Here is a 26,911-nt window from a genome sequence, read left to right as displayed (position 1 = left end):
GATCGGTGGGGACTCCGTTGCTCAACACGGAGGTCCGCGTCGTCGACGCGAAAGGTGAAGACGTCCCACCGGGCGAGGTCGGCGAGATCGTCTACCGCGGTCCCTCGGTGATGACGGAGTACTGGAACAGGCCCGCCGAGACCGAAACGGCGTTCACCGGAGGCTGGTTCCACTCCGGCGACCTCGTGCGGCAGGACGAGGACGGCTATCTCTACGTCGTCGACCGGCTCAAGGACATGATCATCTCCGGTGGCGAGAATGTCTACTGCGTCGAGGTGGAGGACGTGCTCGCGGCCCATCCCCAGGTGGCCGAAGTCGCCGTCGTGGGCGTGCCGGACGAGAAGTGGGGCGAGACGCCGATGGCGGTCGTGGTGCCCGCCGACCCCGCCGAGCCGCCCACCGGTGAGGACATCACGCGCTGGTGCCGGGAACGGCTCGCCGCGTACAAATGCCCGCGCCGGGTGACCATCGTGGACACCTTGCCGCGCAACCCGAGCGGGAAGGTGCGCAAGAACCAGCTCCGGGACCGTGCGCGATCACTGAGCGTGGGAGGCCACCTTGTCTGACCGGGTATCCCAGGACGGGCCGCTGCGCGGGCTGCGGGTGATCGAGCTCGCCGGCATCGGCCCGGGCCCGCACGCCGCGATGCAGCTCGCCGACCTCGGTGCCGAGGTGGTCCGCGTCGAGCGGCCCGGCTCGCCCGAGGACGGTGACGCGACGCTGCGCGGCCGTCGCCGCGTCCGGATCGACCTGCGCGCACCGGGCGGCGCGGACTGCGTGCTGGATCTCGCCGAGCACGCCGACGTCCTCATCGAGGGTTTCCGGCCCGGCGTCACCGAGCGGCTCGGGCTCGGGCCGGACGCCTGCCGGCGGCGCAATCCACGGCTGATCTACGCACGCGTCACCGGCTGGGGGCAGACCGGCCCGTTGGCGCCGCGCGCGGGACACGACATCAACTACATCGCGCTGACCGGTGCGCTGCACGCCATCGGCAGGGCGGGGGAGCGGCCGGTGCCGCCCCTGAACCTGGTCGGTGACTTCGGCGGCGGCTCGATGCTGCTGGTGGTCGGTGTGCTCGCCGCACTGCATGAACGGTCCCACTCGGGTGCGGGGCAGGTCGTCGACGCCGCGATGGTGGACGGGGCGGGCCTGCTGAGCCAGATGATCTGGTCGATGCGTGGCCAGGGCAGGTGGTCGGACGAGCGCGGTACGAACGTGCTCGACGGCGGAGCACCGTTCTACGACACCTACGTCTGCGCCGACGGCCGCCACGTGGCGGTCGGCGCGATCGAGCCCCAGTTCTACGCGCAGCTGCTGACCGGGCTTGGCCTGCGCCCCGAGAACCTGCCCGCCCAGCGCGATCACAGCGGCTGGCCCGAGCTGCGCGAGACCTTCGCCGCCGTCTTCGCGACCCGGACCAGGGACGAGTGGGCCGCGCTGTTCGCCGGCACCGACGCGTGCGTGAGCCCGGTACTGACCTTCGACGAGGCGGCGACGCACCCGCACGCCGCGCGACGAGAGGCGTTCGTCGAGCTCGACGGGGTCGTCCAGCCCGCGTCGGCACCCCGCTTCTCCCGCAGCCGGCCCGCTCCGCCGAGCGCACCTGTCGTCGAACCCGACGCGCGGGCCGTCGTCGCCGAGTGGTCGTCGGCCCGGGTCGGCGTTTGACGACGAGTTGGCATGGACATCGTCTGTCTGGCTCCGGAAATCTGCCGGAAACTCGTCGGAAACGAAGGCACCCGCATGCTCGCATTCCGCACCCCCACCCGGCGACGCGCCGCCTCAGCCCTGGCCCTCACCCTCGCGGCGTCCGGGCTCGCGGGCTCCGCCGCCGCGGCGCCCGCGCCCGCCGACCAGCCCGCCGACCGACCCGCCACCCGTGGGTGGTTCACCTCCTGGGCGCAGTCCCAGCAGAGCCTCGCCCCGGCACCCCTGCGGGACCGGACCGTCCGCATGATCACCCACCTCAGCCAGGGCGGCGACGCGCTGCGGATCCGGATCCAGAACACCTTCGGGACGACCCCGCTCACCGTCGACGCCGCCACCGTGGGCCTCAGCACGGGGAACGCGGCGATCGACGGCGCCACCCGCGCCGTCACCTTCGACGGCCGCCCCACGGTCGTCGTCCCGCCCGGCGGTGAGGTGTGGAGCGACGCCGCCGCGCTGGCGACCCGCCCCCAGGACGACATCGCGGTCTCCCTGTCCGTCCCCGGCACGGTCACCCCCGGCCGGCACACCTACGCCCTCCGCACCAACTACCTCACCCCGGCCGGCTCGGGCGACCACACCCCCGACGTGAGCGGCGCCGCATACACGGAGACGGTCGACTCCACCTACCTGGTCAGCGCCGTCGACGTACGCAATCCCGCGCTGAAGGGCACGACCGTCGCCTTCGGCAGTTCGGTCGTCGACGGGAACGGCAGCACCGACTGCGGGCCGGGCTGCACCGAGACGGGAACCAACCGCCGATGGCCGGACGACCTGGCCCGGCGCATCACCACCGAACTCCCGCGCGATCGGCAGCTCGCGGTCGCGAACGCGGGCATCGCCGGCACCACGAGCGCCGCCGCCTGCCCCAGCAGCCCCGCCTCCGCCGACGGCCTGGACGCGGCGACCCGCCTGGACCGCGACGTGCTCGCCCTGCACGGCGTCACGGGCGTCCTCTACTACTACGGCACCAACGACCTGGCCTACGGCTGTGACGCCGCCCAGATCCTGCGCAGTTACCGCGAGGTCTTCCAACGCCTGCACGCCGCCGGGATCAAGGTCTACGTCACGCCCATCACCCCGCGCCCCGGATACACCGACCAGAACAACCTCGACCGCCACGCCGTCGGCACCTATGTCAAGAAGTGGAACAACTGCGCCGGAACCTGCGACGGCGTGACCGACTTCGACCAGGTGCTCAAGGACCCGCTGGAGCCCAACAGCATCAACCCGGCCTACGACACCGGCGACGGGGTCCACGCCAACATCGCGGGCCAGCAGGCACTCGCCGACTACGTCTCGCTGCCGATGCTCAGCTCGTGACAGGCGGTTACGGGACAGCCGTCAGGCCGCCTTCGGGCCCCCCGAGCCCCTTACTTCAACCGTCAAGTAAGATCGCGCGGCAGGTCGTCAGAGGAGGAACCGTGTCCCGGTCCGAACGCTCGCCCCTGCTGCTCGCAGGCTTGTTGGCCACCTCGGGTGTCGCCCACTTCGCCGCTCCACGCCAGTTCGACGCGATCGTTCCGCGCGTTCTGCCGGGCGCGGCCAGGGCCTGGACGTACGCGAGCGGAGCCGCCGAACTGGCGCTGGCCGCGGGTGTGGCACTGCCGCGCACCCGGCGGGCCGCCGCGCTGGCCACGGCCGCGTTCTTCGTCGGGGTGTTCCCCGCCAATGTGCAGATGGCCCTGGACTGGCGCGGCCGTCCCGCCCCGCTGAAGGCCGCTTCCCTCGGGCGGCTGCCCTTGCAGCTGCCCCTCGTCCTGTGGGCGCGCGGCGTCGCCAAGGGCGGGGAGGGCCGGTCATGAGCGAGCGTGTGCGGATCGGTGACACGATCGAGGACTTCACGCTGCCGGACGAGACCGGCACACCCCGCAGCCTCTCGGGGCTGCTCGCCGAAGGCCCCGTCGTGCTGTTCTTCTACCCCGCCGCCCTGACCCCGGGCTGCACCGCGGAGGCGTGCCACTTCCGCGATCTGGCCGCCGAGTTCGCCGCCGTCGGCGCCCGGCCCGTGGGCATCAGCGGCGACGCGGTCGAACGCCAGCAGGAGTTCGCCGGACGCCACACGCTTGGCATGCCCCTGCTTTCCGACGCCGACGGGACGGTCCGGGAGCGGCTCGGCGTCAAGCGGGGCTTCTCCCTGGCGCCCACCAAGCGGGTCACCTTCGTCATAGCCGAGGACCGCACGGTCCTGGACGTCGTCCACAGCGAACTGCGGATGAACACGCACGCCGACCGCGCCCTGGCCGCCCTGCAAGCTCACCGGAAGTGACGCCCGCTGCGACGCCCGGCAGTGACGCACGGTCCCGGGCGGCGCACCGCACTTGATGCGGTATGACAAAGGGCCCATCCTGGACCACATGGAGCACGTCTCCGCTGTGGCGACCACCGATGCCCAGGGCATCGTGACGGGGTGGAGCGAAGATGCCCGGCGGCTGACGGGATACCCGGCCGAGGCGGTCGTGGGGCGGGCGGCCCGGGAGCTGCTCGCCGACGACCCGCCGGACCGGTCCGTGGCGGCGCTGACGGGCACCGTCGTGCTGCGCCACCGGGACGGTTCCCCCCTCACCCTCGCCCTGAGAGCGTTCCCGGTCATCGGCGCGGACGCCCACCCGGACGGCTTCGTGATCACCGCCGAGCAGCCCGGCGGGCCCGGGCCTGAACTTACCCTCGCCGGTCAGGCCTTCCAGCAGGCCTCCATGTCGATGTCGGTCTTCGACCCCGAGCAGCGCTATGTGCGCCTCAACGACGTGGCCTGCCGGGTCATGGGCGTGTCGGAGGAGGCCCTGCTCGGCCGGTCCTTCCCCGACACCGTGGAGGACGCCGAGCACAGCCGTGGATTCCTGAGCAATCTCCGCCAGGTCGCCGAGACGGGCATGCCGGTCCGCTACGAGAGCTTCACGGGCGCACCCTCCCTCAACAGGGAACACGCCTGGAGCATCGAGATGTGGCCGGTACGGGACGCCTCCGGGGAGGTGACCGGGACCGCCCTGGCGGCGTTCGACAGCACCGAGCAGTACTGGGCCCGGCAGCGGCTGGCCCTGCTGAACGAGGCGGCGGCCGCCATCGGCACCACCCTGGACGTGGTGCGCACCGCCGAGGAACTGGTGGAACTCCTCGTGCCGCGGTACGCCGACTTCGTCAGCGTGGATCTCCTGGAGTGGGTCCTCGGGGCGGACGAACCGCTGACGGCCCTGGACGGCGATGTCGTCCTGCGCCGCGTCGCCCACGGCTCCGGCACCGAGGGCACCCCGGAGGCGGCCGTCAACCTGGGCGAGACGGACGTCTATCCCGCGTACTCGCCGGCCGCGCGAGCACTGCGGAAGGGGCGGGCGGTCCTGAGCCAGGCGGGCGAGCCGGACTTCATGCGCTGGGTCGGCGAGCGCAACGCGCGGGCCCCCGCGGGACGCCCCCACCGCAGGGGCGTCCACTCGTTGCTCGCGGTACCGCTGCGAGCCCGCGGCACCACGCTGGGCGTCGTGGTGGCCATCCGCATCGCCAACCCGGACGACTACGGCGCCGACGACGCCGTCCTGGGCGAGGAGCTCGCCAGCCGCGCCGCCGTCTGCATCGACAACGCCCGCCGCTTCGCCCGCGAACGCACCACCGCCCTGGCCCTCCAGCACAGCCTGCTGCCCCGGGGCCTGCCCGGTCAGGCGGCGGTCGAGGTGGCCCACCGCTATCTGCCTTCCGGATCGCTGGCCGGCATGGGCGGCGACTGGTTCGACGTGATCCCGCTCTCCGGCAGCCGGGTCGCCCTCGTCGTCGGGGACGTCGTCGGCCACGGCATCCCGTCGTCGGCGACCATGGGTCGTCTGTGCACGGCCGTCCGCACCCTCGCCGACGTCGACCTGCCGCCGGACGAGCTCCTCACCCACCTCGACGACCTGGTGACCCATCTGGCCTCGGACGACTCCGACGAGGACGCCGCCGAGCTCGGCGCGACCTGCCTCTACGCCGTCTACGACCCCGTCTCCCGCCGCCTCACCCTGGCCGCCGCCGGACACCCGCCGCCCGCCGTCGTCCTGCCCGACGGCACCGCACAGCTCGTCCCCCTGAGCGCGGGGCCCCCGCTCGGCGTCGGCGGACTGCCCTTCGAGGCGACCGAGGTGGAGCTGCCCGAGGGCGCCGTCGTCGCCCTGTACACGGACGGACTCATCGAGGACCGCGACCGCGACATCGATCACGCCATCGACGAACTGTGCCGGGCGCTGACCGCGCGCACCGGCACGCTCGACGCCCTGTGCGACACCGTGCTGAAGGCCGTCCTGCCCGAGGAGCCCAGCGACGACGTGGCCCTGCTGCTGGCCCGCACCCGGGCGCTGGGCGCGGACCAGGTGGCCACCTGGGACGTGGATCCGGACCCCGCCCACGTGGCCGCCACCCGGCAGGCCGCCACCGAGCAACTGACCGCGTGGGGACTGGACGAGGTCTCCTTCGTCACCGAACTCGTCGTCAGCGAACTGGTCACCAACGCGATCCGCTACGGCGAACCGCCCATCCAGCTCCGGCTGATCCGCGATCGCACCCTCATCTGCGAGGTCTCCGACGCCAGTTCCACCTCACCGCACCTGCGCCGCGCCCACGCCTTCGACGAGGGAGGCCGCGGCCTGCTCCTCGTCGCCCAGCTCACCCAGCGCTGGGGCAGCCGGCAGACCGGCAGCGGCAAGACGATCTGGGCCGAGCAGTCACTGACACCGTTCTGATCACCCGGCCCGGCAGGTGCAGCCGCTTCAGGCGACGGCCGCCCGCTCCCGGACCACCTCGCCCGGCTTCTTGTCGTCCCGCAGCCCCAGGAACCGCGGATGACGCAGCATGCCGTCCCGGGTCCACTCGGTGAAGTCGATCTGCGCGACCAGCTCCGGCCGCACCCACCGCGCGCCCGCCGCGCGCACCGCTTTGTCGAACGGCGAGGCGGAGACGCGCAGCCGGTCGAGGCGTTCGCGCAGCTCCAGGAGCGTACGACGATCGAACCCGGTGCCGACCTTGCCCGCGTACCGCAGCCCGCCGCCGCTGTCGTGGTGGCCGAGGAGCAGCGCGCCGAGCCCCTCGCGGCTGCCGGCCGGCTCGGTGAACCCGCCGACGACGAACTCCTGCCCCTGGGAGCACTTGAGCTTGAGCCAGTCCGTGGACCGCCGCGGCTGGTAAGGACTGTCGGCCCGCTTCGCGATCAGCCCCTCCCAGCCCCGGGCACAGGACGCGGCCAGCAACTCGGCACCGCCCGTGTTGCGATGGGGAGTCATCCGCAGCGGGGCGCGATAGGCGAGCGCGCGCCGCAGCAGGGACTTGCGGGTCCGCAGCGGCAGCCGGGTGGTGTCCTGCCCCTCCAGCCGCAGCAGGTCGAAGACGTAGTACGTCACGGCGACACCGCTCGCCTCGATGTCGCGCGGCCGGGTCAGCCCCATGCGCTGCTGGAGGCGGGCGAAGTCGGTGCGGCCGTGCGAGAACGCGACGATCTCCCCGTCGACGGCGAAGTCCGCGCACGGCTGGGCCGCCAGCACGTCCACGATCTCCGGGTACGTGTCGTTCAGGTGCCGGCCCGTCCGGGACAGCAGCGCGGCCCGCTCGCCCTCGCGCACCGCCAGCACCCGGACGCCGTCCAGCTTGCGCTCGAAGACCCACTCCTCGGCGAACTCCCGCCGGTCGCTCAGCGTCGCGAGCATCGGCCGCGCGGCGAGCTCCGCCCCCGCGGGCGCCTTCCGCAGCAGCCCCCGCTGCCCGGCGGGCACCGTGTCCAGGAGCTCGGCCACCGCGCTCACTCCCGAGGGCCGTCGGCGGTGACCTGGGCGAGGGTACGGCCGGTCCGTGCCGAACGCGCCCGTCGCGGATCCGGGGTGCCGTGCCCGGGGGCCCGGCCCTTCGCCGCCCTCACCAGCAGCCAGGCCTCCTCACCATCGGTGTCCTCGCCGCCGCGGAAGCGGGTGAGGGCGTACTCGCCGTGCAGCTTCGACCCGTGCAGCCGGAACGTGGCGTGCCCGTGCGTGAGCGACTCGGCGAAGTCCACCGCCCGGCCCTTGCGGTCATGGCTCAGCGGCTCATAGGTGCCGTGGTCCCAGACGATCACGGTGCCCCCGCCGTAGTCGCCCTTCGGGATCACGCCCTCGAACTCCTCGTACTCCATCGGATGGTCCTCCGTGGGCATGGCGAGCCGCTTGTCCTGCGGATCGTCGGAGGGCCCCTTGGGGATCGACCAGGACTTCAGTACGTCGTCCACCTGGAGCCGGAAGTCGAAGTGCAGGGTGCTGGCGTCATGGATCTGCACCACGAACCGGGGTTCCTCGCCCGAGGAGGGCGGACCTCCCTCGGGCTCACCGGTCCGGTGGAAGTCGCGCTTGCCGCGGTAGTCCCGCAGCCGGTTCCGCTCACCCACCTGGGACTCCTTTCCGGACGTCCGTGTTCCGCCGACCACGGGTACCCCGCCCGCGCGGCCTCAGAACTCCTCGTGCACCTCCGGATCCCCGCCGACGCGCCGGTGGGCGCGGTCGGCGAGCGCCGTCATCTGAGCGGGATCCAGTTCGAAGCCGAAGACGTCGAGGTTCTGGCGCTGCCGCTGAGGGTCCGCCGACTTCGGGATGGGGAGCGCGCCGAGCTGGATGTGCCAGCGCAGGACGACCTGCCCGGGTGTCACCCCGTGCGCCTCGGCGATGCCGGCGACGACGAGGTCGTCCAGCAGCGGTGTGCCGCGGCCCAGCGGGCTCCAGCTCTCGGTGAGGATGCCCTTGCCGGTGTGGAAGGCGCGCAGCTCGTCCTGCGGGAAGAAGGGGTGCAGCTCGATCTGGTTGACGGAGGGCAGGACCCCGGTCTCCTTCTCCAGCCGCTCGATGTGCTCGACGGTGAAGTTGGAGACGCCGATCGACCGTACGAGGCCGTCCTCGCGCAGCTTGATCATGGCCTTCCAGGAGTCGACGTACTTGCCGACGCGGGGGAGCGGCCAGTGGATCAGGTAGAGGTCCACGTAGTCCAGGCCGAGGCGGGCGCGGGACTCCTCGAAGGAGGCGAGGGTCTCTTCGTAGCCGTGGTGCCGGCCGGGCAGCTTGGTCGTCACCACGAGCTCCTCGCGGGGCACGCCACCGCCGGCCACGCCACGGCCGACGCCGGTCTCGTTGCGGTAGTTCGTCGCCGTGTCGATCAGGCGGTAACCCGTCTCCAGGGCGCCGAGCACCGCCCGCTCGGCCTGCGTGTCGTCCATCGGCCAGGTGCCGAGACCGAGGGCGGGGATCGTCGTGCCGTCGTTGAGCGTGTGCGTCGGGATGCTGATCACTTCCGGACCTTCCCTTGACTGTGTCGTAGACCCAGCCTCACGGATGCGGTGTGCGGTGATCAACCGGGCGGGCCGGCAGGCGCTGTCGCCACGCCCGGCCGACGCTGTCACGATCTTCAGGGGACCGGTTCGAACCGGGCCGGTGCGAAGGACGACCAACCATCGGAGCGCGCATGACCACGGACAGGACCACTGCGGACCGCTCGGACGAGCCCGCGGGAATCGAGGTGCGGCCCGTCGCCGGACACATCGGAGCCGAGATCACCGGCGTCGACCTGGCCGGCGACCTCGACGACACCGTGGTCGGCGCGATCCGGGCGGCGGTACTGCGCTGGAAGGTGGTGTTCTTCCGCGCGCAGCGGCTCGACCACGCCGGCCACGTGGCGTTCGCGCGCCGCTTCGGCGAACCGGTCGTCCTGCGGCGCCGCGGGAGCGCCTCGCCGCGGGACGTCCCGGAGATCGAGACGACCGCCGACCGGCTGGAGCTGGGCGGCAGGTTCGACATGGAGCACGAGGAGTGGCTGCACCGCCGGCGGCACACCCTGCTGCGCGGCTGGCACTGCGACCACGGCGCCCGCGTCGACCCGCCGGCCGCGACGATCCTGCGCGCCGAGAGCGTCCCGCCGTACGGCGGCGACACCACCTGGTCCAACCTGGCGGCGGCGTACGCCGGACTGTCCGGCCCGCTACGGGAGTTCGTGGACGGACTGCGCGCCGAACACCGGCTGGGCGTCGGCTACCAGCCGCGACCGGGCGACGACGCGTACGTACGGCATCTGCTGGACCACCAGGTCGCCTCGCTGCACCCGCTGGTGCGGGTCCACCCGGAGACGGGGGAGCGGATCCTGTACGTCAACGGCTACTACGTCGAGCAGATCGCCGGCCTCTCCCGGGCCGAGAGCGCCGCGATCCTGGACATGCTTCTCGATCAGGCGACCCGGCCCGAGTACACGGTCCGCTTCCGCTGGGAGCCGGGCAGCGTGGCCTTCTGGGACAACCGGGCCACCATCCACCTGGCGCCCAGCGACAACGCCCACCTCGACGCTCCCCGGACCATGCACCGGGTGATGCTCGCCGGTGATGTCCCGGTCGGCGTGGACGGCAAGCCGTCGGAGCCGGTCACCGGGACCGCACCCGGACGCTGGTGACCCCGCTCAGGCGCCGGGGCGCCACCCCAGCGCCGGACCGAGCTTCGTCGCCATGTCGGTGAGGATCTGCACGTAGTCCTCGTGCTCGAAGGTGAACGGCAGCGCGAACGCGACCTCGTCGACCTCGCGGAACGCGGCGTGCGCGTGCAGCCGTTCGGCGATCTCGTCCGACGTGCCCACGATGTCGGGCGCGAACATCAGCCGGGCCGGACCCTGCGGCGTGGCGGTACGAGGGGCGCGCTTCGCCGCGTACTCCTCGTACCTGGCGCGCTGCTCGGGCGAGGCGGAGTCGGTGGGGACGACGACGAGGCCCTGGGAGACGCGGGCGGCCTCGCCGTCGGGGTGGGCGGCGCGGAAGGCGCGGATGTGGGAGAGCTGGATCTCGGCGAAGTCCGGTGCCCCCTCGGCCCCTTCCGCCTTGACGACGCTGCTGACCAGGAAGTTCATACCGTGCTCGCCGGCCCACTTCGCCGAGCCCAGGCTGCCGCCGCCGTACCAGAGGCGCCGGCCCAGCCCGGCGGAGTGCGGCTGCACCCGGTCCGAGAACACTTCAAAGCCCTCGACCCCGCTGAAGTCGGTCGCCGGCTTGCCGCGCACGAAGTCCAGCAGCCGCCGCACCCGCTCGTAACTGAAGTCCTCGGCGTCGGCGGTGTCCGGGTACAGGGCATCCTTGACCTGGTCGTAGTGCATCGGCGGGCCCACGCTGACCCCGGGGTTGAGACGACCGCCGGACAGCAGGTCGACGGTCGCCAGGTCCTCGGCCAGCCGCAGTGGGTTCTCCCAGCCCAGCGGGATGACCGCGGTGCCGAGTTCGATACTGCGGGTGCGCTGCGAGGCCGCCGCCAGGACCGCGACGGGGGACGAGATGCCGTACTGCAAGTGGCGGTGGCGCAGCCACGCGCTGTCGAAGCCCAGCCGCTCGCCCAGCTCGATGATCTCCAGCGTGGCCTCGTGACCCCGGCGCGGATCGGCCTCGTCGAACAGTCCGATGGTCAGGAAGCCCAGTTTGCGCAACGGGCGTGAGGTCGGCGGCACGGGCCCCTCCAGCGGTCGTGTCGTACAGCGATCGGGTCTGGATTGTCGCAGGCGGTGGCCGTACGGCCGCGCTCAGGTCAGCGGGATGGTGACCTCGTCCTCGACCGGCGGGTCGATCTCCTGGGCGCGGTTGCCGGTGGCGGCGTAGCAGCGCAGCCGGATCGCCTCCGGGGTGACGTCCAGGCGCAGGAAGCACTTGAAGAAGGGCGGGCTGTACGTCGCCGAACTCGGCGAGAACAGCTGCGTGTAGATCTTGCGCACGGGGAGGCGGAGCCGCGAGGTGCGGCCTCCGGCGCCCAGGAGACTGGCGACCAGGCGGGTGCGCAGGGTGACCGGGGCGGGCCCGCCCGGGGTGCGGGTCGGCGGGATGCCGAGCCGTTCGGCGATGACGGCCGTCGCCTCGGCCTCGGTGAGGGTGAAGAAGCGGCGCAGGCGCAGCCGGCGGCCGTAGAGCCTGCTGTAGAAGGCGAGGGAGTCGCCGCGCAGCGGGTAGCAGCGGAAGTCCTTCTCGGTGACGTCGGCGAGGGAGATGTGGGGGATGGTGTGGGTGGCGTGCATGAACGCCCCGCCGCCGCCCGAGACGACGTACTGGAGCGTGCGGCCGTCCACCTGCACGGGGTAGCGCTGGTAGTTGTGGATGTCGCCGCCTATGGCGGCGACGTAGTGGTGGTCCGGGTCGCGGACGATGTCGTCGACGGTGCCGCCGCCCTCGATCGCGCAGGGATGGTGCTCGCCGTCCACGTACAGGGGCGAGCCCGTGATGAGTATCTTCGGGCGCGGCCCCTGGGAGACCTCGCGCAGCCAGGCGCCCTGCTCGGCGTCGATCGTGCCCAGCAGACCCGTGTCGATGCCTATGATCCGCACCGGTCCGCAGTCGACGGCCCAGTACGGGCCCGGCTGGACGGCCTGTTGGGCCTGCGACGCACGCAACTCGCGGGCTGCGGCGAGGTGTTGGCCGTCGTGCGGGCGCGGCCGGTGCCACAGCAGGGACCGCAGCCCGGCCTTGGTGAGGGGGCGGGGCGCGGGCTCCGGCGCGAGCGGCGGGGCGTCGTCGCAGAAGACGCGCATGAAGGCGCCGAGATCCTCGTACCAGTCGTGGTTGCCGGGTATCGCGTAGATCGGCGCCCGGTAGTCCTGGTACGGGCGGAAGAACTTCGTGCCGTAATCGTCCGCACTGCCCACCGGGTAGATCACGTCACTGGCGACGACGGCGAACCGCGTGTCCTGGCCGATCTTCAGAAAGCCTGGTACGACGGCGTATTGGGGGTCGTCGCCCTCACCCGGGTCGCCGATGACCATGAACGAGAAGCGGTCCGGATCGTCGCGCCGGATCACCTTGTCGGCGGGTGCGCCGGCGGCCGCACGCTGCGCCACCCATCGGCTGCGCGTACGGCCCGTGGGGTCCCCGAACCAGGTCGCGACCATACCGTTGCGGGCGGCCCACAGCGTCTTCGGGTCGAGCCAGGACAGCTTCTCGACCTTGGACGGCATCAGCCGCTGGTACGCGCCGCGTTCAGCGGTGCCCCAGCCGGCGCCTTCGGCGGTATCGCGTGAGGAGTCGGACACCGCTGCACCGTAACAACGATCCATGAGCGGGCCAGAGGGGGGAGTACCCGGGATCCCGTCCTGCCCTGCCTGACACGATCACTCCCGGCACCGCGTCTCCCGAAAGGCCCCGCATGCCCGACTTCCTCGATCTGCGCACCGACCCCGAACTCGCCGGTGACCGGCTGCTGTTGGGCATCCGTCACTTCGACGAGCCGTTCCTCCTCACCGTCTCCCTCTCCCAGGGCCTGGGGTCGAGCGAACTGTGGCTGGACCGGGGCAGGGCGGGCAAGGCCCGGCTCGCCGAGTTCCGCCGGGTCGGCAACCGGGTCCTGTTCGCCGTACGGAACAAGCACTTCCTGACCACCGGCGACCCGGCCGCCGTACGGGCGGGGCAGGAGTCCTTCGCGCTGTCCGTGGTGTGGAGCGCCCCGGTGCTGCGTGAGGAGGACGGCGTGGTGGTCGTGGACGCCACCGGGCTGGTGCTGGCCGATCACGACCGGGTCGCCGAGCACCTGCACGAACACGGGCAGGGGGACTACGCGATCGACGAGCAGGCGAGCCTGCCACTCCTCGCGGACAGCCGCACCGGCCCCGCCGCGGTCCGGCTCCCTGCGCTCCTCACCTTCCGCGGCCCCGGCCGCGGGGCGGCGGTCCGCGCGGTCGCCGCCGACCCACGGGCCCTCACCGTCGTCCAGCAGCTGAACCTGATCCGGCTGCCCGCGTCCCCCATGCCCGCGCGCCGCTTCCACCCGGGCTCGGGCGGCTACGGCGTCGGCTACGCCGACCACGGCCGGGTCGGCGTACGGGACACCCAGGTCAAGGTGCAGCCCCGGTTCCGCGTCGGGCCGGGCGCCGCTCCGATCGTCTTCCAGGTCGACCCTGCCGTACCGGAACCCTTCCGTTCGGCGGTCGTCGAGGGCGGCAACTGGTGGCGGGAGGCGTTCGCCCGGATCGGCCTGCCCGACGCCTACCGCGTCGAGGCCGCGGCGGAGGGCTTCGACCCGTACGACCCGGATGTCAACGGCGTGGTGTGGGTGCACCGGGCGGGCCGCGGCTGGTCTCTCGGGCAGGGCCTGACCGACCCGCGCACCGGCGAGATCCTGCACGCCCGGGTCCGCCTCGGCTCACAGCGCGTCGAGCAGGTCCGCGCGCTCGGCGAAGCCCTTCTCGCGCCGTACGGCCGCCCGGACGAGGCCGAACGGCTCGCCGCCGTCGAGGAGTTGGTGCTCGCCCGGCTGCGGCAGCTGGCCGCGCACGAGATCGGCCACGCGCTCGGCTTCATGCACAACTTCGCCAGTACCCGGCACCCGAAGCCGTCCGTCATGGACTACCCGCACGCCCGCATCGGCGTCACCGAGGACGGCACCCTCGACCTCCGTGCCGCGTACGGCACCGGACTCGGCCCCTGGGACCACTTCGTCGTCGCCCACGCCTACGGCGACTTCGCCGAAGCGGACGAGGAGACGGCGCTCGCCGCACTGCGCCGACAGGCGGTCGACGCCGGCCTGCTCCACGTGACCGACGAGGACGCGACCGGTCCGGGCGCCGCCCACGCCGACGGCGTCCCGTGGGTGACGGGCGGTGACGCGCCGGCCGCGCTGGAGACGATGCTGCGGGTCCGGCGCATCGCCCTCAACGGCTTCTCACGCTCAGTGCTGCCGCCCGGCCGGCAGACCGGCGAACTGGAGGAACGGGCCGCCTTGCTGCACCTCCTGCACCGACACGAGGTGGCGGCACTCGCCCGCCTCATCGGCGGAGTCCGCTACGCGTACGAGCTGACGGGCGAGCCCGGCGGGGGTGCGCTGCCGCTGGGCCAGGGTCCCTTCGCCGACGCGCCTGACGACGGGTCTCCTGCCGCCGGGTCCGGTGGAGGCGCCGTGGCTCCAGCAGGGCGAGGTGGCATGGCTTCCGCCGGGCGTCTGGGCGGGGAGTCTCGTGTGGGGCCTGGTAGGGACGCCGGCGGGGAGTCTGGTGTGGAGCTTGGCAGGGAGGCGGGCGGGGAGTCTGGTGTGGAGGTCGGCTGGGAGGCGGCCGGGGAGTCTCCTGTGGAGCCAGGCAGGGAGGCCGCCGGGGAAGGCGGCCCGCCTCTCGCGAGTTCCGGCGCGGCGTCTGGTGTCGAGCCGGGCGTGGTTCCTGGCGGGTCCGGTGGGGGTCTGTCTGGTGTCGAGCCGGGTGTGGTTCCTGGCGGGTCCGGTGGGGGTCTGTCTGGTGTCGAGCCGGGCGTGGTTCCTGGCGGGTCCGGTGGGGGTCTGTCTGGTGTCGAGCCGGGCGTGGTTCCTGGCGGGTCCGGCGGGGGGCCGTCTCGCGTCGGGCCCGGCGCGGGTCGCGCGCAGTCGGGCGCGGTTCCCGTCCAGGTCGGCCATACCCAGCCCGGCGAACCCGGCACGGTGCTCGTCGGGGCCGGTGCCCAGCGTAAGGCCCTCGCCCAGTTGGCCGGTCTGCTGCGGGCCGAGCAACTCGCCTTGCCCGGTGCCGTGTTGGACGCACTCACGCCGCCCGCCATCCGTTACGCGCGCACCGACCAGTACCTCGACACCGGCGCCGGCCGGGTCTTCGACCCGTTCGAGGCCGTCCGGGCCGCCGTCGCGCTGGTCACCGAACAACTGCTGGAGCCCGCCCGCCTGACCCGGCTGGCCTGGCAGCACGCCGTCGATCCGGCCATGCCCGGCGTCACCGACGTGGTCGACGCGCTGCTGGCGGTGACCTGGCGGCGCGCCGATCCGGTGCCCGGGGACCTGCCGGGCGGGGAAGCGGTCCAGCACACGGCCGACTGGACGCTCCTGAACCACCTGCTCACCGTCCTGGACGACGACACCCCACGTGCCCAGGTCCGAGCCCACCTGCGAGGCGCCCTGCGGCGCCTCGCGACGGAACTGCGGGCGGCCGACGACGACCGGCGGCGCGAAGCGGCCGACCTGATCAGCGGCTTCCTGACCGATCCGGGCTCGGTACGCCTGGACCCGCTGCCCCGGGTGCCGCCCGGCGCACCGAACTGATCGCTCACCGCCCGCGCTCGCGCGAAGACGTCCAGCGCGGCTCCTGCGCACCCCGCGCGGAGACGGACGCGGCCTCGAACAGTGCGCCCGGCTCCCGCGCGGGCGGTTCGGCAGGGGCCGTCGAGTCGGCCCGCCGGGGCGGCGCACCCCGGCTCCAGTCGCCGTCGCCCAGGACCAGGAGCGGGTCGAACATCACCACCACCCCCGCCACCACGAGGAAGATGACCGGCCCCAGCAACATGGGCAGCAGCAGCGAGGTGGGCGAGTCGCCCGCCCAGGTCCCGCCGCCGGCGTCGTGCACATGGACGCTGACGGCGGCCATCCCCGTGTAGTGCATCCCCGACACGGCCACGCCCATGATCAGACTGGCCCCGAGGCTCATCAGGAAGCCCTGGATCGTGACGGCCGCCCACAGGGCCGCGGTGGCGGCGACGATCGCGATCAGCACGGAGAGCGTGACGACCAGCGGGTCGTAGTCGAAGTCGCCGTTCAGATGTATCGCCGCCATGCCCAGGTAGTGCATGGCGGCGATACCGAGACCGGTGATGACGCCCGCGACGGCCAGCGTGGCGCTGCTGGCCCCGCGATAGCCGACCGTGAACACGCCGATGCCGACCACGAGGATCGCCACGACGAGGCTGAGCACCGTCAAGCTCGCGTCGTACCGGATCCGGGTCTCCTCGACCTGAAACCCGATCATCGCGATGAAGTGCATCGTCCAGATGCCGCTGCCGATCGAGGCGGCGCCCAGCGCCAGCCAGCCGGCCTTCCGCGCCTGCGTGTCCAGCAGGGTCCGGACGATGCAACGTAACCCCAGGGCTCCTCCTAAGCACGCCATGAGATAGGCCGCCACAGGCGTCACCGCCCCGTAGCGAAACCCGTCAACCGTGCCTTCCATACGCCAACTCCCCCCGGAGTCAAAGTGTTTCGGGGGCAAGGTCTACGGGCAATGGGTCGCGCAAAGCAAGGGCTTACCGGGGGTACGCAATGAAGTCTCGATTACCAGGGGTTGGCTTCGGTCACGAAGCGATGAGTTCCAGCCAGACGCCGTTTTCGGCGTGCCTGGTGTGGCACGCTCCCCGGACGAGTGACACGTGTCGGCACGCGACACCGCCTGGCCGGAAGGCCGCGCCTCGAAAGGTGCGGCGCGCTCAGAAGGTGCGGCGCAGGAGGTCGAGCAGGGCAGCCCAGTGCCGTTCGTCGCCCGCACGGTCGTACGCGGCGGCGTCCGACTGCGTGAAACCGTGGTGCGCGCCGGAGTAGACCTCGCAGGTGTGGCGGACGCCGGCCGAGGTGAGCGCCTCCTCCAGGCGCTCGATCTGCTCGACGGGCAGCGACGGGTCCTCGTCGGCGTGGCCGAAGTACAGCTCGGCGGTGACGTCGCCGGCCACCAGGTGGGGACTGTCCGGGGCGTCGGTCGCCAGGCGCCCGCCGTGGAAGCCTGCGGCGGCCGCGACCCGCTCCGGGTAGGTCCCGGCGGTGAGCAGGGCGAGCCGCGCGCCCATGCAGTAGCCGGTGACGGCGACCGGGCCGTCGGCGACCACCGGCGAGTCGGCCAGCCGGCGCAGATAGGCGCGGGCGTCCCGCATGGCCATCTCCGGCGTCAGCTCCCGCATGATCGGGCCGATCCGCTCGAAGATCTCCGGACGCGCCCCCGGATCGATGAACTCCGGCAACTCGACCACGGGCGCCCGCCCGTGCCGGTAGAACACATTGGGCACCAGGACCGCGTAGCCGGCCCCGGCCAGCCGGTCCGCCATGGACCTCAGCTGCGGGCGCAGCCCGAAGGCGTCCATGTAGAGCAGGACCGCGGGCCGCGCGCTCCCGTCCGCGGGGTGGGCCAGGTAGGCGTCGGCGGTGCCGTCCTCGGTGGGGATGTCGACAGCGGTTCCCTGTATGGAGCTCATGTCGGGGCTGCCTCTCTGCGCGGGGGCGGGGGTCGGGGGAAGGCCTGGCCGCTGAGGGGCAGGGGCAGGACCGGGATCATGGTGGCAGGCGGCCATCACGGGCGCCGCGCCCACCCCCGCCCGGTTGACCCGCCCCTTGCTCGCTCTTTACTCGAACCGTGCGGTGTCGCCCGCGCCCTTCCGTACGATCTCGGCCTCGCCGCTGGAGAAGTCGATGACCGTCGTCGGCTCGGTGCCGCAGTCCCCGGAGTCGACCACCGCGTCCAGCACGTGATCCAGCCGGTCCTTGATCTCCCAGCCCTGCGTCATCGGCTCCTCCTCGTCGGGCAGGAGCAGCGTGCTGGACAGCAGCGGCTCGCCGAGTTCGGTGAGCAGGGCATGGGTGACGACGTGATCGGGGATGCGCACGCCGACCGTCTTCTTCTTCGGGTGCTGGAGCATGCGCGGCACCTCCTTCGTCGCGGGCAGGATGAAGGTGTAGCTGCCCGGCGTCGACGCCTTGATCGCCCGGAACACGTCCTTGTCGACCCGTACGAACTGGCCGAGCTGCGCGAAGTCCTGGCAGACGAGGGTGAAGTGGTGCCGCTCGTCCAGGCGGCGGATCGTCCGGATCCGGTCGATGCCGTCACGGCTGCCCAGCCGGCAGCCCAGGGCGTAGCAGGAGTCCGTCGGGTACGCGATGAGCGCACCCGAGCGGATACTCTCGGCGACCTGGGTGATGGTGCGCGGCTGGGGGTTGTCGGGGTGCACGTCGAAGTACTTCGCCATTCGCCGAGCTTATGCCGTGCACGGACCACGAGCGCGCAGGCCCGGCTGCGGACGGGGCGGGGCGCCCGCTTCTCCGGCACTTCTCCGGCACTTCTCCGGCACTTCTTCGGAGCTTCTTCGGCACCCCCCGGCGCTCCTCCGACGCTTCTCCGGACGGCGGATCAGGTGCCGGCCCAGGCCTTCGGGCCCCCCGAATCCGATTCCGCAGGAGGCAGCGGGGTGAAGGCGGCCACGAACTCGGCCACTTCGGGTCGGGTGTCGTTCGCGCGCCAGACCAGGGCCAGTTCGGCGGGAGCCAGGTCGCGCACCGGGCGGTGGACCACGTCCGGGCGCGGGTAGAGGCCGGCGTTGCCCTCCGCGAGCAGGACCACGCCCAGCCCCGAGGCGACGGCTTCGAACGTGTCGGCGGGCGAGGTGACCTCGGTCCCGATCCGGGGCTCGCGGCCCTCGCGTGCGTCGGTGGCCAGCCAGAAGTCCCGCACCGGCCCGGCCGCGCGGGGGAGCGCCACGAAGGCTTCGTCGGCGAGCTCGGCGAAGTCCACCTCGGTCCGGGCCGCCAGCCGGTGGTCGGCGGGCAGGGCGACGTACCGGGGTTCGCGGACCAGCGTGCGGGAGACGAGACCGGGGGCCGGCAGGGGCAGCCAGAGGAACGCCACGTCCGAACCGCCGTCGCCCAGCCCGGCCGTGGGGTCCTCCCAGCTGACCAGCCGCAGGGAGATGCGCCAGCCCCGGTCCCGGAATCGGGCCAGAGCCTCCCGTTGCAGGTCCCGGCCGACGGCCGTCTGCATGCCGACGGTGAGGGAGAAGGCCGGCCCGGCGGCCCGTGCTTCCCGCCATGCCTCCTGCCAGGCCGCCACCAGCTCGCGGGCCTTGGGCAGCAGGGCCTGACCCTGGGGCGTCAGCACGACCTCACGGGGTCGGCGCTCCAACAGGGGGAAGCCCAACTGCCGCTCCAGCGCCCGGATCTGCTTCGAGAGGGCGGGCTGCGAGATGTACAGCTTCTCGGCGGCGGCCGTGAAGTGCAGGTGCTCCGCGAGCACCGTGAAGTACCGAAGGTCCCGCACATGAACGTCCATAACCAAGGGTTATAGCGAAAAGTCTTGGACGGGCGCAGGTACCCCCGGTGAGGCTGGGGGTACCCAGAGACCGGACGACCACCGAGACGACCACGGAGTGACCATGTCCCCCCTGCCCAACCGCTTCCTCGGCGACCTCGCCACCTCGGCGATCGGCTTCGGCGCGATGGTGCTGTCACCCGGCATGTACGGAGAGATCGACGACAGCCGCGCGGTGTCCGCGCTGCACGCCGCACTCGACGAGGGCGCCACCCTCATCGACACCTCCGACGGCTACGGCGCGGACGGACACAACGAACGCCTCGTCGGCGAGGCTCTCAAGGGCCGCCGGGACGGGGCCGTCGTCGCCACCAAGTTCGGCTTCCGCATCCCCGAGGGCGCCGCGAGCCACCGCTTCCCGGTGTCGTACGCCTTCGGCGAGCTCGCCGTGAACGCCGAGCCCCGCTATGTGCGCGGCTACGCCGAGCAGTCGCTGCGCAATCTCGGCACCGACGTGATCGACCTGTACTACCCGCATTTCCCCGACCCCGAGGTCCCGCTGGAGGACACGGTCGGCGCGGTCGCGGACCTCGTCCAGGACGGGCTGGTGCGCCATCTGGGACTGTCGAACGTCACGGCCGGCCAGCTGCGCCGGGCCCACGCGGTCCACCCGGTCGCCGCGGTGCAGACCCAGTGGTCGATGTGGCAGCCCGTCGACACCGAACTGCACGCCGCCGCCCGCGAACTGGGCGTCGGAATCGTGGCCTGGAGCCCTCTGGGCAGCGGGTTCCTGGCCGGCAAGGTGGAGAACCTCGCCGCGGACGACTTCCGCCGGAACATCTCCCGCTTCGACGAGGCCAACCTCAAGGCCAACAACGACCGCTACGCGCCGCTGCGGGGCATCGCGGCCGATCTCGGTCTGACCCCGAGCCAGTTGGCGCTCGCCTGGCTGCTGCACCAGGACGACCACGTGGTGCCGATCCCCGGCAGCCGCACCCCGGCCCACATCGCGGAGAACCTCTCCGCCGCCCGCGTCGACCTGCACGCCGACAGCCTCGCCCGCATCGACGAGGTGCTCGCCGATCTCACTCCCGAGGGCACCGGCTCGCTGCTCGGCTGAGCCGAACGAGGCCGGCGCGTACGCTCCGCCCATGGACATCACCGCCGTACGACTGACGGCGCCCGCCACCAGGACGGCTCCCGCGCTCCTCCTGCGGCCGTGGCGGGCCGCGGACGTCGCCGGGCTGGTCGCCGCGTACCAGGACGACGCCCTGCGCAGGTGGACGGTCGCGGGTCCGCGGGACGAGGTGAGCGCCATGCGCTGGGTGCGGGAGCAGCGGCGGCTGTGGGAGACCGCGGACCAGTACGCGTTCGCGGTCGTCGAACCCGGTGATCAGCGGGCCGACGGGGAGCTGGTGGGCCATGTGGTCCTCAAACGCGGCGCTTCCGACGCCGCGTCGGCCGAGGTCGGTTACTGGACCGCCGCCCACGCGCGCGGCCGGGGCGTGGCTCCCCGGGCGCTCGAGACGCTGACGGACTGGGCCTTCACCGCTTTCGCCGACCACGAGTTGACGCACCTCGACCTCCTGCACCAGGTGGACAACACCGCCTCCTGCCGAGTCGCGCACAAGTGCGGCTACGGCTTCACCTCGCTCCTGCCCGCGGCGCCGCCCGCGTTCCCGCTCGACGCTCACCGGCACGTCCGGGTGCGCGACGCAGATGAGCCGCCCGAGCCCGGCGACCCGCGGGCAGGGGTGAGGTAACGTCCCCGACCGATACGCCCTGGAACGAGCCGGGCGCGAGCAGAAGGCCGACGTGACTGGCCGGGAGGACGGGTTCCGTCATGCGGAGGCGGCGGAGGTGAAGGACACCCCGGAGGCGTCCTGGGCGCAGGAACTGCTCGACCATCTGCGGCCGACCGGACGTGACGTCCGCCGGGTCGTCGCCTGGCTCGCGGACACCGTGCGGGGCACGGCCTCCCTACAGGACGACACCGGCGCCCTCCTGGCCGGCACCCGCATGACGCTGGACGAGGAACTCGTCGCGGACATCGTCGCGGGCCGCATCGCGTCCGCCGCCTGGGAAGGACAGGGACACCATTTACGCCTGGTGATGGTGGAGCGCCCGCACCCGTTGTCGGCCGGCGTGCTCGCCGTGTCGCGCCCGGCCCCATTCGACCGGCGCGCCTCCGAGATCGTGACCCGCACCGCCCAGGTCGTCGAACTGCTGCTGCGCGCACAGGAGGCAACCGAGGCGGGAAACCGCCTGCGGTCAGCGGCGTCCGATCTGCGCCTGGCGATCCTCCAGTTGCTGATGGTGGAGGACACCATGTCGGCGCGCCGCGTCGCCGCCGGCCTCTGGCCGGGCCTGCTCGAAACGGACACGGCCTGCGTCTACGTCCTCGAAGGCGACGCCGAGGAACGCGACCGGCTCGCCGAGGAGTGTCTGGACGCGACGCACGAGCAGGCCCTGGTCGTGCGCTGCCCCGCCCGCGAGGAGCACGTGATCGTCGTCACCCCTGGTGAAGCCGCGGGCCAGGCTCTGCGGTCGCTGCTCGACCGGAACCCGGGGACGTTCCTCGGCGGCAGCTTCCGGCAGAGCCTCGCCCGGACCGCCATCGCCTACGGGCAGGCCGTCAGCGCCCTCGCCGTCGCACGCTTCCGGCCGGACAAGGCGGCCGTGTACGCCGAACGCACCCATCCCGAACGCCTGATGGACCCGGCCGCGCTCCGTGACTGGACGGGCCGGGTGCTGCGGCCGCTGGACACGCTGCCGCCCCACACCCGCGCCGAACTCCTCGCCACCACCCGGCTGGGCCTGGAGTTCACCGCCGTCAGCGCGGCGAAGGTCCTCGGCGTGAGCCGCAACACCGTGCGCGCCCGGATGGAACGCGTGGAGCGCCTGCTGCGCGCGGAGTTCTCCGACCTGACCGTCCGCGCCGTCGCCCATCTGGCGCTGAACATCCAGGTCGGCCTCCCCGAACCGCCCGTCGAGGGCGCCGATGCGCAGCGCGCCCGTGTTCGGCTCGCCGACCTGCTGGCCCAGACCGCCGTGCGGGTCTGGGCGCACGACCTCCTGGGGCGGCTGGACACCGACCCCCGGGACCTGCGCCGGACGCTGCGCACCTGGATCGCCGCCGGCGGCAACGCCGAACGAGCCGCACACACCCTCGGCATGCACGCCCAGACCGTGCGCGAACACGTCCGCAGCGCGGAACCCGTCCTCGAACGCCGGCTCCTCACCGCCGGCAGCGACCTCTACGAAGTCGTCCTCGCCCACCTCGCTGTGGGCGACCTCGAACCACCCGTCCTCGCCCGGACGAAACAGGGGTAGGGCGAAACAGAGTTCGGAAGAAACGGGACCAATCGGACTCACCTGTGCACAGGTGAGCCCTCCGGGCGGCGCAGCGGGCATCGAAGCGCTTCACAACAGATCGGCATGGCACGTAAGTTCTACGCGCGGGGGCACGACCGGAACGGGGGACCGGTCGGGCTCCCGACCCTCTTCCGCTCACCCGCCCAGGCGCACCGGAATCTCCCGCCAGCCGAACGCGATGAAGGACGGCACCTGCCGCAACTCGCCCTCGTCGACGGCCAGCCGCAGGCCGGGGAAGCGGTCGAAGAGCGCGGGCAGCGCGGTCAGCGCCTCCGCGCGGGCGAGCGGCGCGCCGATGCACCGGTGCACACCGATCCCGAACGCCAGGTGGTCGTCGGCGCCGCGCGCCGCGTCGAAGGAGTCCGCGTCCGGACCGTAGTGCGCGGGATCCAGGCCCGCGGCGGCATACGTCGTGATGATCGCGTCGCCGGCCGGGACGGTGACGTCGCCGACGGTGAGGTCGCTGACGGCGAACCGCAGCGGCAGCGAGGCGAGGGAGGGGTGCACCCGCAGCGTCTCGTCGACGACGGCCTCCCAGCCGATCTCCCCCGACCGCACGGCCGCCAGCTGCTCGGGGTGCGTCAGCAGGGCGACGACCGCGTTGCCGATGAGATTGACGGTGGTCTCGAACCCGGCGCCGATGACCAGCAGCAGCGTGTACAGCAACTCCTCGTCGCTGAGCCGGTCGCCGTCCTCGTCCCGGACCCGGATCAGTTCCGTGGTGAGGTCGTCGCCGGGATGCTCGGTGCGGTGGGCGATGAGCGCGGGCAGCACCGTGCCGATCTGCCGCTGCACGAACGCGGCGTGCTCCGGGCTCGGGTCGGAGGTGTCCATGATGGCCGCGACCAGCCGGCCGGTGTCCGCCCGCAACTCCTCCGGAACGCCGAACAGGTCGCAGATGATCAGCATGGGCAGCGGATGGGCGAGCTCGGCCCGGAGGTCCACCACGCCGGTGCCGGCCGCCGCCAGGGCGTCGAGCAGTTCCGTGGTGGTCGCCTCCACCCGCGGCCGGATCGCCTCGGTGCGCCGGTGCGTGAAACTGGGCGCCACCAGCTTGCGCAGCCGCGCGTGGTCGGTGCCGTACGTGGAGAGCATGTTGACCACGCCCACCCAGCCCAGCACCCAGCCCCACGACGGATGGTCGCCGATCTCCGGCCACAGCTTCCAGTGCAGGCGGGGGTCCTTGCTGACCCGCGGGTCGAGGATGAGGCTCTTGAGGGTGTCGTAGTCGGTGGGCGCCCAGGCGGGGATGCCGCCGGGCAGGTCCACGGGCACGAGCGGGCCCAGGGCGCGCAGCCGGGCACTCTCGCCGGGGATGTCGGCGCCGAACGGGTCGAGCGCGATGCGGTCGGTGACGGTCACGACGGATCTCCTGGCTGGTCGGGGGAGCGGGGGCTGAACCGGACGGGCAGGGACGTCAGCGAACGGTGGAACGGGCCGGGCCGCCAGCTCAGGCGCTCGCGCGACAGCACGGGTTCGAGATCGGGCAGCCACTGGGTGAGCCGCTCGATCGCCTCCGTGGCGATGAGCAGCGTGTGCTGCTTGACCGGGCAGGCGTGCGGGCCCGCCGACCAGGACAGATGCGAGGCGTCCTGGGGATGGCGGCCGCGGACGGCCTCCTGCTCAGCGGCGTGCGCGAGCGCCCCGTACGAGATCACGACCGGCACCGCCGCCCTGATCCACGCGCCGTGGAAGGTCACGGGCCGGCGCGCGTAGTGGATGCCGTAGTTCGCCAGCGGCGTCTCGTGGTGCAGCACCTCGACCACGGCGTCCATCACGGGCCGGGCCCCGCTGGTGAGAGTGGAGTAGTAGTCGGGGGTGCCGAGGATGCGCGAGAGGGCGTTGGACACCAGGTTCGCGGTCGGCTCGTGGCCCGCGCCGAGCGTGAGGAACACCTGCCAGGTGACCTCCTCCGGGGTCAGCCCGGCCGGATGATCGAGGAGCCAGCTCGGCAGGTCGTCACCGCGCCGCTCCGCCTTGGCGGCGATCAGCTCCAGCACGTATCCGCCGAACTCCGCCTCGCCCTGGATGGCCTGATCGCCGCCCTCGATCAGCTTTCCCAGCGCCGCGTTCAGCCGGTCGCTCTGGCTGTCCGGCAGCCCGAAGAGGCTGTTGAACACCAGCGCCATCAACGGCCGCGCGAACTCGCCCACCAGATCCGCCTCGCCCCGCGGCCCGATCCGGCTCACCAGCACCCGCACCGCCCGGTGCACCCGCGCCCGCAGGTCGTGCGGCTCGACCCGCTCGAAGGTGTCGATCAGCGAGGTGCGGTAGCGGATGTGGGCGGCGCCGTCCGAGAACAGGGAGTTGGGCCGCCAGCGCATCATGCCGAGCACCGGCGAGTTGGCGGCGACCGTCGATTCCCACGGCCGGGGGTCGTGCGAGAACGTGTCCGTGTCCCGCACCAGATCCAGCGCGGCCCGCCGGTCCGTGACGACATGCGCGGGAACACCCGGCGCCAGCTCGGCCCAGCCGACCGGGCCCTGGGCGCGCAGGTCGGCGTAGTAGCGGTACGGATCGCGCGCGAAGCCGTCCTCCCACAGCCGCACGGGAGCCGAGCGGGAGAAGTCCTGCTGGGCAGGGGGATGAGTGGTCACCGGTACTCCGGAGGGTGGTGGTCGATCAGACGCTGGACCAGGGCGAGCAGCGCGTCGACGGACGAGTTCGTGTCCCGGGCGTCGCACGTCACCAGCGGCGTGCCCGGCTCCAGGTCCAGGGCGGCGCGCAGCTGGTCCTCGGTGTAGTGGCTCGGCGCGTCGGGGAACGCGTTGAAGGCGACCGCGTACGGCAGCCCGCTCTCCTCCACCAGCCCGAGCACGTCGAACGACGCCTCGATCCGGCGGCTGTCGACCAGGACGAGCGCCCCCAGCGCCCCGTACGCGATGTCCTCCCACAGCGACCGGAAGCGTTCCTGGCCGGGCGTGCCGAACAGGTACAGCACGATCCCGCCCGTCAGGCTGATCCGCCCGAAGTCGATGGCGACGGTCGTCGTCGCCTTGTCCCGCACCCCGTCGAGGTCGTCCACCCGCGCGGACGCCTCGCTCAGCCGCTCCTCGGTGTGCAGCGGCCGGATCTCGGACACCGAGTCGATCAGCGTCGTCTTGCCCACCCCGAAGGGCCCCGCCACCAGGATCTTCACCAGGTCGCGGGCGGTGTCGGGCAGGTGGACGGCGCTAGCTGTGCTTGAGGGCGCGGAGGCCATCGGCCACTCTCTTCAGCAGGTCGGGGTCGAAGCGTTCGGCGGGCGGGATCGGCGCACGCGCGAGCACCAGGTCACGGTCGATGAGGTCGGCGGCCAGGACGCGCACCGCGGAGACCGGCAGCCGCAGCAGGGCCGCCGCCTCCACCACCGTCAGCGAACCGCCGTCCAGGACGTCAAGCAGGGCGAGTTCGGCGGCCGGCAACTCGGCGGGCGCGGACCTGCCGCTGCCGGTGAGCACCGACAGCCGCTCCAGCCGGTGCCGGCCGGGCCGGGCCACGCCGCCGGTCGACAGGTACGCGGGAACGAGGGGTCGGCCGGCCCGGCGGCCGGTCATGCCGGAGCGCCGCCGTCGGCCCCTCTGGGCGCGGCGGCCATCGCCTTCTCGCCCAGCCGCGCCACCTGCGAGTGCACCCGGTGCGCGAGCAGGTCCAGACGCACCTCGCCGTCCCCGTACGCGGCCACACAGGTGCCGTGGTCCGTCGGCACGATCAGGACGTAGCCGTGGTCCGACTCGATGACGATCTGTCGCACCTCGGCCCGGTCGGCGTCCGCGAACGCGGCCGCGGCGGTGCGGCACGCGCCCTGCACGGTGCTGGTGATGGCGGCCACCCGCTCGGCCGAGGGCTGCGACAGGGCGTCCGTGTACCCCGTCACCAGCCCGTCCCGGGTCAGCAGAACGGCGGCCACGACGTGCGGCACCTGCAGGATCGGTTCCAGCGCCCAGGCCGTGTCGCCCGCATCGCGGCTGGTCATCGAGCCGCTCCCCCTTCGTAGTCGCTGTGATCGGTGTCGTGCGCGGTTGTTTCCGGTACGGCGGTTGCTTTCGGTACGGCTGTGTCGGCGGCGCCGGTGTCCCCGCGGGCCGCGGCGGTGCCGGACTGGAGCGCGCCGAGCGCGGCCGCCGCCTCCTCC

The 26,911-nt window shown here is 72.7% G+C and carries 25 protein-coding genes; 11 read left to right on the top strand and 14 right to left on the bottom strand.

The annotated features are described in order from the left end of the window. The 6 genes from AB0I77_RS51215 to AB0I77_RS51190 all read left to right on the top strand — a co-directional run. A partial coding sequence (locus tag AB0I77_RS51215; protein WP_363289897.1) for an AMP-binding protein occupies window positions 1-566 on the top strand: 566 nt, incomplete at its 5' end. Beyond that, entirely contained in the window at window positions 559-1,668 is a 1,110-nt protein-coding gene (locus AB0I77_RS51210; RefSeq protein WP_363289896.1) for a CaiB/BaiF CoA-transferase family protein, read from the top strand. The genes AB0I77_RS51215 and AB0I77_RS51210, both read left to right, overlap by 8 nt. Before the next feature lie 75 nt (window positions 1,669-1,743). Continuing rightward, on the top strand, window positions 1,744-3,030 hold the full coding sequence (locus tag AB0I77_RS51205; protein WP_363289895.1) for a GDSL-type esterase/lipase family protein: 1,287 nt from the start codon (window positions 1,744-1,746) through the stop codon (window positions 3,028-3,030). 101 nt (window positions 3,031-3,131) lie between these two features. Further along, window positions 3,132-3,512 (top strand): MauE/DoxX family redox-associated membrane protein, encoded by a 381-nt coding sequence (locus AB0I77_RS51200; protein ID WP_363289894.1) that lies wholly within the window; start codon window positions 3,132-3,134, stop codon window positions 3,510-3,512. Next, window positions 3,509-3,976 carry a peroxiredoxin gene (locus AB0I77_RS51195; protein ID WP_363289893.1) on the top strand — a complete coding sequence of 156 codons (468 nt, stop codon included), beginning with the start codon at window positions 3,509-3,511 and terminating at the stop codon, window positions 3,974-3,976. The genes AB0I77_RS51200 and AB0I77_RS51195 overlap by 4 nt, the downstream gene beginning before the upstream one ends. Before the next feature lie 88 nt (window positions 3,977-4,064). Then, entirely contained in the window at window positions 4,065-6,410 is a 2,346-nt protein-coding gene (locus tag AB0I77_RS51190; protein ID WP_363289892.1) for a SpoIIE family protein phosphatase, read from the top strand. A 27-nt stretch (window positions 6,411-6,437) separates the two neighbouring features. Here AB0I77_RS51190 and ligD read toward each other — a convergent pair whose 3' ends face one another. From ligD to AB0I77_RS51175, 3 genes are read right to left on the bottom strand one after another with little or no spacing between them, the layout of a single operon-like run. Continuing rightward, entirely contained in the window at window positions 6,438-7,454 is a 1,017-nt protein-coding gene (gene ligD, locus AB0I77_RS51185; RefSeq protein ID WP_363289891.1) for a non-homologous end-joining DNA ligase, read from the bottom strand. A 5-nt stretch (window positions 7,455-7,459) separates the two neighbouring features. Then, window positions 7,460-8,074, bottom strand: coding sequence for a DNA polymerase ligase N-terminal domain-containing protein (locus tag AB0I77_RS51180; protein ID WP_363289890.1), 615 nt, complete (start codon window positions 8,072-8,074; stop codon window positions 7,460-7,462). 60 nt (window positions 8,075-8,134) lie between these two features. Beyond that, the gene (locus tag AB0I77_RS51175) at window positions 8,135-8,965 is read right to left on the bottom strand and encodes an aldo/keto reductase (RefSeq protein WP_363289889.1); all 831 of its coding nucleotides are present in this window, start codon (window positions 8,963-8,965) and stop codon (window positions 8,135-8,137) included. A 173-nt stretch (window positions 8,966-9,138) separates the two neighbouring features. Here AB0I77_RS51175 and AB0I77_RS51170 point away from each other — a divergent pair, with 173 nt between their 5' ends. After that, window positions 9,139-10,113 (top strand): TauD/TfdA family dioxygenase, encoded by a 975-nt coding sequence (locus AB0I77_RS51170; protein WP_363289888.1) that lies wholly within the window; start codon window positions 9,139-9,141, stop codon window positions 10,111-10,113. Between the two features lie 6 nt (window positions 10,114-10,119). Here AB0I77_RS51170 and AB0I77_RS51165 read toward each other — a convergent pair whose 3' ends face one another. After that, window positions 10,120-11,148, bottom strand: coding sequence for an LLM class flavin-dependent oxidoreductase (locus AB0I77_RS51165; RefSeq protein ID WP_363289887.1), 1,029 nt, complete (start codon window positions 11,146-11,148; stop codon window positions 10,120-10,122). Between the two features lie 72 nt (window positions 11,149-11,220). Next, window positions 11,221-12,714, bottom strand: a complete 1,494-nt coding sequence (locus AB0I77_RS51160; RefSeq protein WP_363289886.1) for a metallophosphoesterase — start codon at window positions 12,712-12,714, stop codon at window positions 11,221-11,223. 113 nt (window positions 12,715-12,827) lie between these two features. Here AB0I77_RS51160 and AB0I77_RS51155 point away from each other — a divergent pair, with 113 nt between their 5' ends. Beyond that, complete coding sequence (locus AB0I77_RS51155; RefSeq protein WP_363289885.1) at window positions 12,828-15,692, top strand: zinc-dependent metalloprotease; 2,865 nt, start codon at window positions 12,828-12,830, stop codon at window positions 15,690-15,692. Between the two features lie 4 nt (window positions 15,693-15,696). Here the strand turns inward: AB0I77_RS51155 and AB0I77_RS51150 are convergent, their stop codons facing one another. From AB0I77_RS51150 to AB0I77_RS51135, 4 genes are all read right to left on the bottom strand, one after another. Further along, window positions 15,697-16,590, bottom strand: a complete 894-nt coding sequence (locus tag AB0I77_RS51150; protein ID WP_363289884.1) for an MHYT domain-containing protein — start codon at window positions 16,588-16,590, stop codon at window positions 15,697-15,699. Between the two features lie 253 nt (window positions 16,591-16,843). Further along, a complete protein-coding gene (locus AB0I77_RS51145; RefSeq protein ID WP_363289883.1) occupies window positions 16,844-17,599 on the bottom strand; it encodes a dienelactone hydrolase family protein in 756 nt (251 codons plus the stop codon). Window positions 17,600-17,746: 147 nt separating this feature from the next. Continuing rightward, window positions 17,747-18,367 (bottom strand): L-threonylcarbamoyladenylate synthase, encoded by a 621-nt coding sequence (locus tag AB0I77_RS51140; protein WP_363289882.1) that lies wholly within the window; start codon window positions 18,365-18,367, stop codon window positions 17,747-17,749. A gap of 161 nt (window positions 18,368-18,528) precedes the next feature. Next, entirely contained in the window at window positions 18,529-19,431 is a 903-nt protein-coding gene (locus AB0I77_RS51135) for a LysR substrate-binding domain-containing protein (protein WP_363289880.1), read from the bottom strand. A 115-nt stretch (window positions 19,432-19,546) separates the two neighbouring features. On the opposite strand from AB0I77_RS51135, the gene AB0I77_RS51130 reads away from it, so the two are divergent. From AB0I77_RS51130 to AB0I77_RS51120, 3 genes are all read left to right on the top strand, one after another. Then, window positions 19,547-20,542, top strand: coding sequence for an aldo/keto reductase (locus AB0I77_RS51130; RefSeq protein WP_363289879.1), 996 nt, complete (start codon window positions 19,547-19,549; stop codon window positions 20,540-20,542). A 31-nt stretch (window positions 20,543-20,573) separates the two neighbouring features. Then, window positions 20,574-21,185 carry a GNAT family N-acetyltransferase gene (locus AB0I77_RS51125; RefSeq protein ID WP_363289878.1) on the top strand — a complete coding sequence of 204 codons (612 nt, stop codon included), beginning with the start codon at window positions 20,574-20,576 and terminating at the stop codon, window positions 21,183-21,185. Between the two features lie 97 nt (window positions 21,186-21,282). Next, window positions 21,283-22,755, top strand: a complete 1,473-nt coding sequence (locus AB0I77_RS51120) for a helix-turn-helix domain-containing protein (RefSeq protein ID WP_363289898.1) — start codon at window positions 21,283-21,285, stop codon at window positions 22,753-22,755. A 177-nt stretch (window positions 22,756-22,932) separates the two neighbouring features. Here the strand turns inward: AB0I77_RS51120 and AB0I77_RS51115 are convergent, their stop codons facing one another. Genes AB0I77_RS51115 through AB0I77_RS51095 form a run of 5 tightly spaced genes read right to left on the bottom strand, consistent with a single transcriptional unit; the run spans window position 22,933 to window position 26,752 of the window. Continuing rightward, entirely contained in the window at window positions 22,933-24,159 is a 1,227-nt protein-coding gene (locus AB0I77_RS51115; protein WP_363289877.1) for a cytochrome P450, read from the bottom strand. Continuing rightward, the gene (locus AB0I77_RS51110) at window positions 24,156-25,394 is read right to left on the bottom strand and encodes a cytochrome P450 (RefSeq protein ID WP_363289876.1); all 1,239 of its coding nucleotides are present in this window, start codon (window positions 25,392-25,394) and stop codon (window positions 24,156-24,158) included. Before AB0I77_RS51110 ends, AB0I77_RS51115 begins: the two co-directional genes overlap by 4 nt. Beyond that, window positions 25,391-25,999: an ATP/GTP-binding protein gene (locus AB0I77_RS51105; protein WP_363289875.1), complete on the bottom strand. Its 609-nt coding sequence runs from the start codon at window positions 25,997-25,999 to the stop codon at window positions 25,391-25,393. Before AB0I77_RS51105 ends, AB0I77_RS51110 begins: the two co-directional genes overlap by 4 nt. Further along, on the bottom strand, window positions 25,971-26,333 hold the full coding sequence (locus AB0I77_RS51100; protein WP_363289874.1) for a DUF742 domain-containing protein: 363 nt from the start codon (window positions 26,331-26,333) through the stop codon (window positions 25,971-25,973). Before AB0I77_RS51100 ends, AB0I77_RS51105 begins: the two co-directional genes overlap by 29 nt. Next, on the bottom strand, window positions 26,330-26,752 hold the full coding sequence (locus AB0I77_RS51095; protein ID WP_363289873.1) for a roadblock/LC7 domain-containing protein: 423 nt from the start codon (window positions 26,750-26,752) through the stop codon (window positions 26,330-26,332). The genes AB0I77_RS51100 and AB0I77_RS51095 overlap by 4 nt, the downstream gene beginning before the upstream one ends. Window positions 26,753-26,911 lie beyond the last annotated feature (159 nt).

The organism is Streptomyces sp. NPDC050619, from assembly GCF_040654815.1.
Taxonomy (GTDB): domain Bacteria; phylum Actinomycetota; class Actinomycetes; order Streptomycetales; family Streptomycetaceae; genus Streptomyces.
This window is presented reverse-complemented; position numbering and strand designations above follow the sequence as displayed.

Coding starts and splice junctions, on each gene's coding strand:
- AB0I77_RS51145 (WP_363289883.1), bottom strand. CDS start 17,599: ATGAGCTCCATACAGGGAACCGCTGTCGACATCCCCACCGAGGACGGC.
- AB0I77_RS51105 (WP_363289875.1), bottom strand. CDS start 25,999: ATGGCCTCCGCGCCCTCAAGCACAGCTAGCGCCGTCCACCTGCCCGAC.
- AB0I77_RS51170 (WP_363289888.1), top strand. CDS start 9,139: ATGACCACGGACAGGACCACTGCGGACCGCTCGGACGAGCCCGCGGGA.
- AB0I77_RS51125 (WP_363289878.1), top strand. CDS start 20,574: ATGGACATCACCGCCGTACGACTGACGGCGCCCGCCACCAGGACGGCT.
- AB0I77_RS51140 (WP_363289882.1), bottom strand. CDS start 18,367: ATGGCGAAGTACTTCGACGTGCACCCCGACAACCCCCAGCCGCGCACC.
- AB0I77_RS51205 (WP_363289895.1), top strand. CDS start 1,744: ATGCTCGCATTCCGCACCCCCACCCGGCGACGCGCCGCCTCAGCCCTG.
- AB0I77_RS51100 (WP_363289874.1), bottom strand. CDS start 26,333: ATGACCGGCCGCCGGGCCGGCCGACCCCTCGTTCCCGCGTACCTGTCG.
- AB0I77_RS51155 (WP_363289885.1), top strand. CDS start 12,828: ATGCCCGACTTCCTCGATCTGCGCACCGACCCCGAACTCGCCGGTGAC.
- AB0I77_RS51190 (WP_363289892.1), top strand. CDS start 4,065: ATGGAGCACGTCTCCGCTGTGGCGACCACCGATGCCCAGGGCATCGTG.
- AB0I77_RS51095 (WP_363289873.1), bottom strand. CDS start 26,752: ATGACCAGCCGCGATGCGGGCGACACGGCCTGGGCGCTGGAACCGATC.
- AB0I77_RS51195 (WP_363289893.1), top strand. CDS start 3,509: ATGAGCGAGCGTGTGCGGATCGGTGACACGATCGAGGACTTCACGCTG.
- AB0I77_RS51130 (WP_363289879.1), top strand. CDS start 19,547: ATGTCCCCCCTGCCCAACCGCTTCCTCGGCGACCTCGCCACCTCGGCG.
- AB0I77_RS51150 (WP_363289884.1), bottom strand. CDS start 16,590: ATGGAAGGCACGGTTGACGGGTTTCGCTACGGGGCGGTGACGCCTGTG.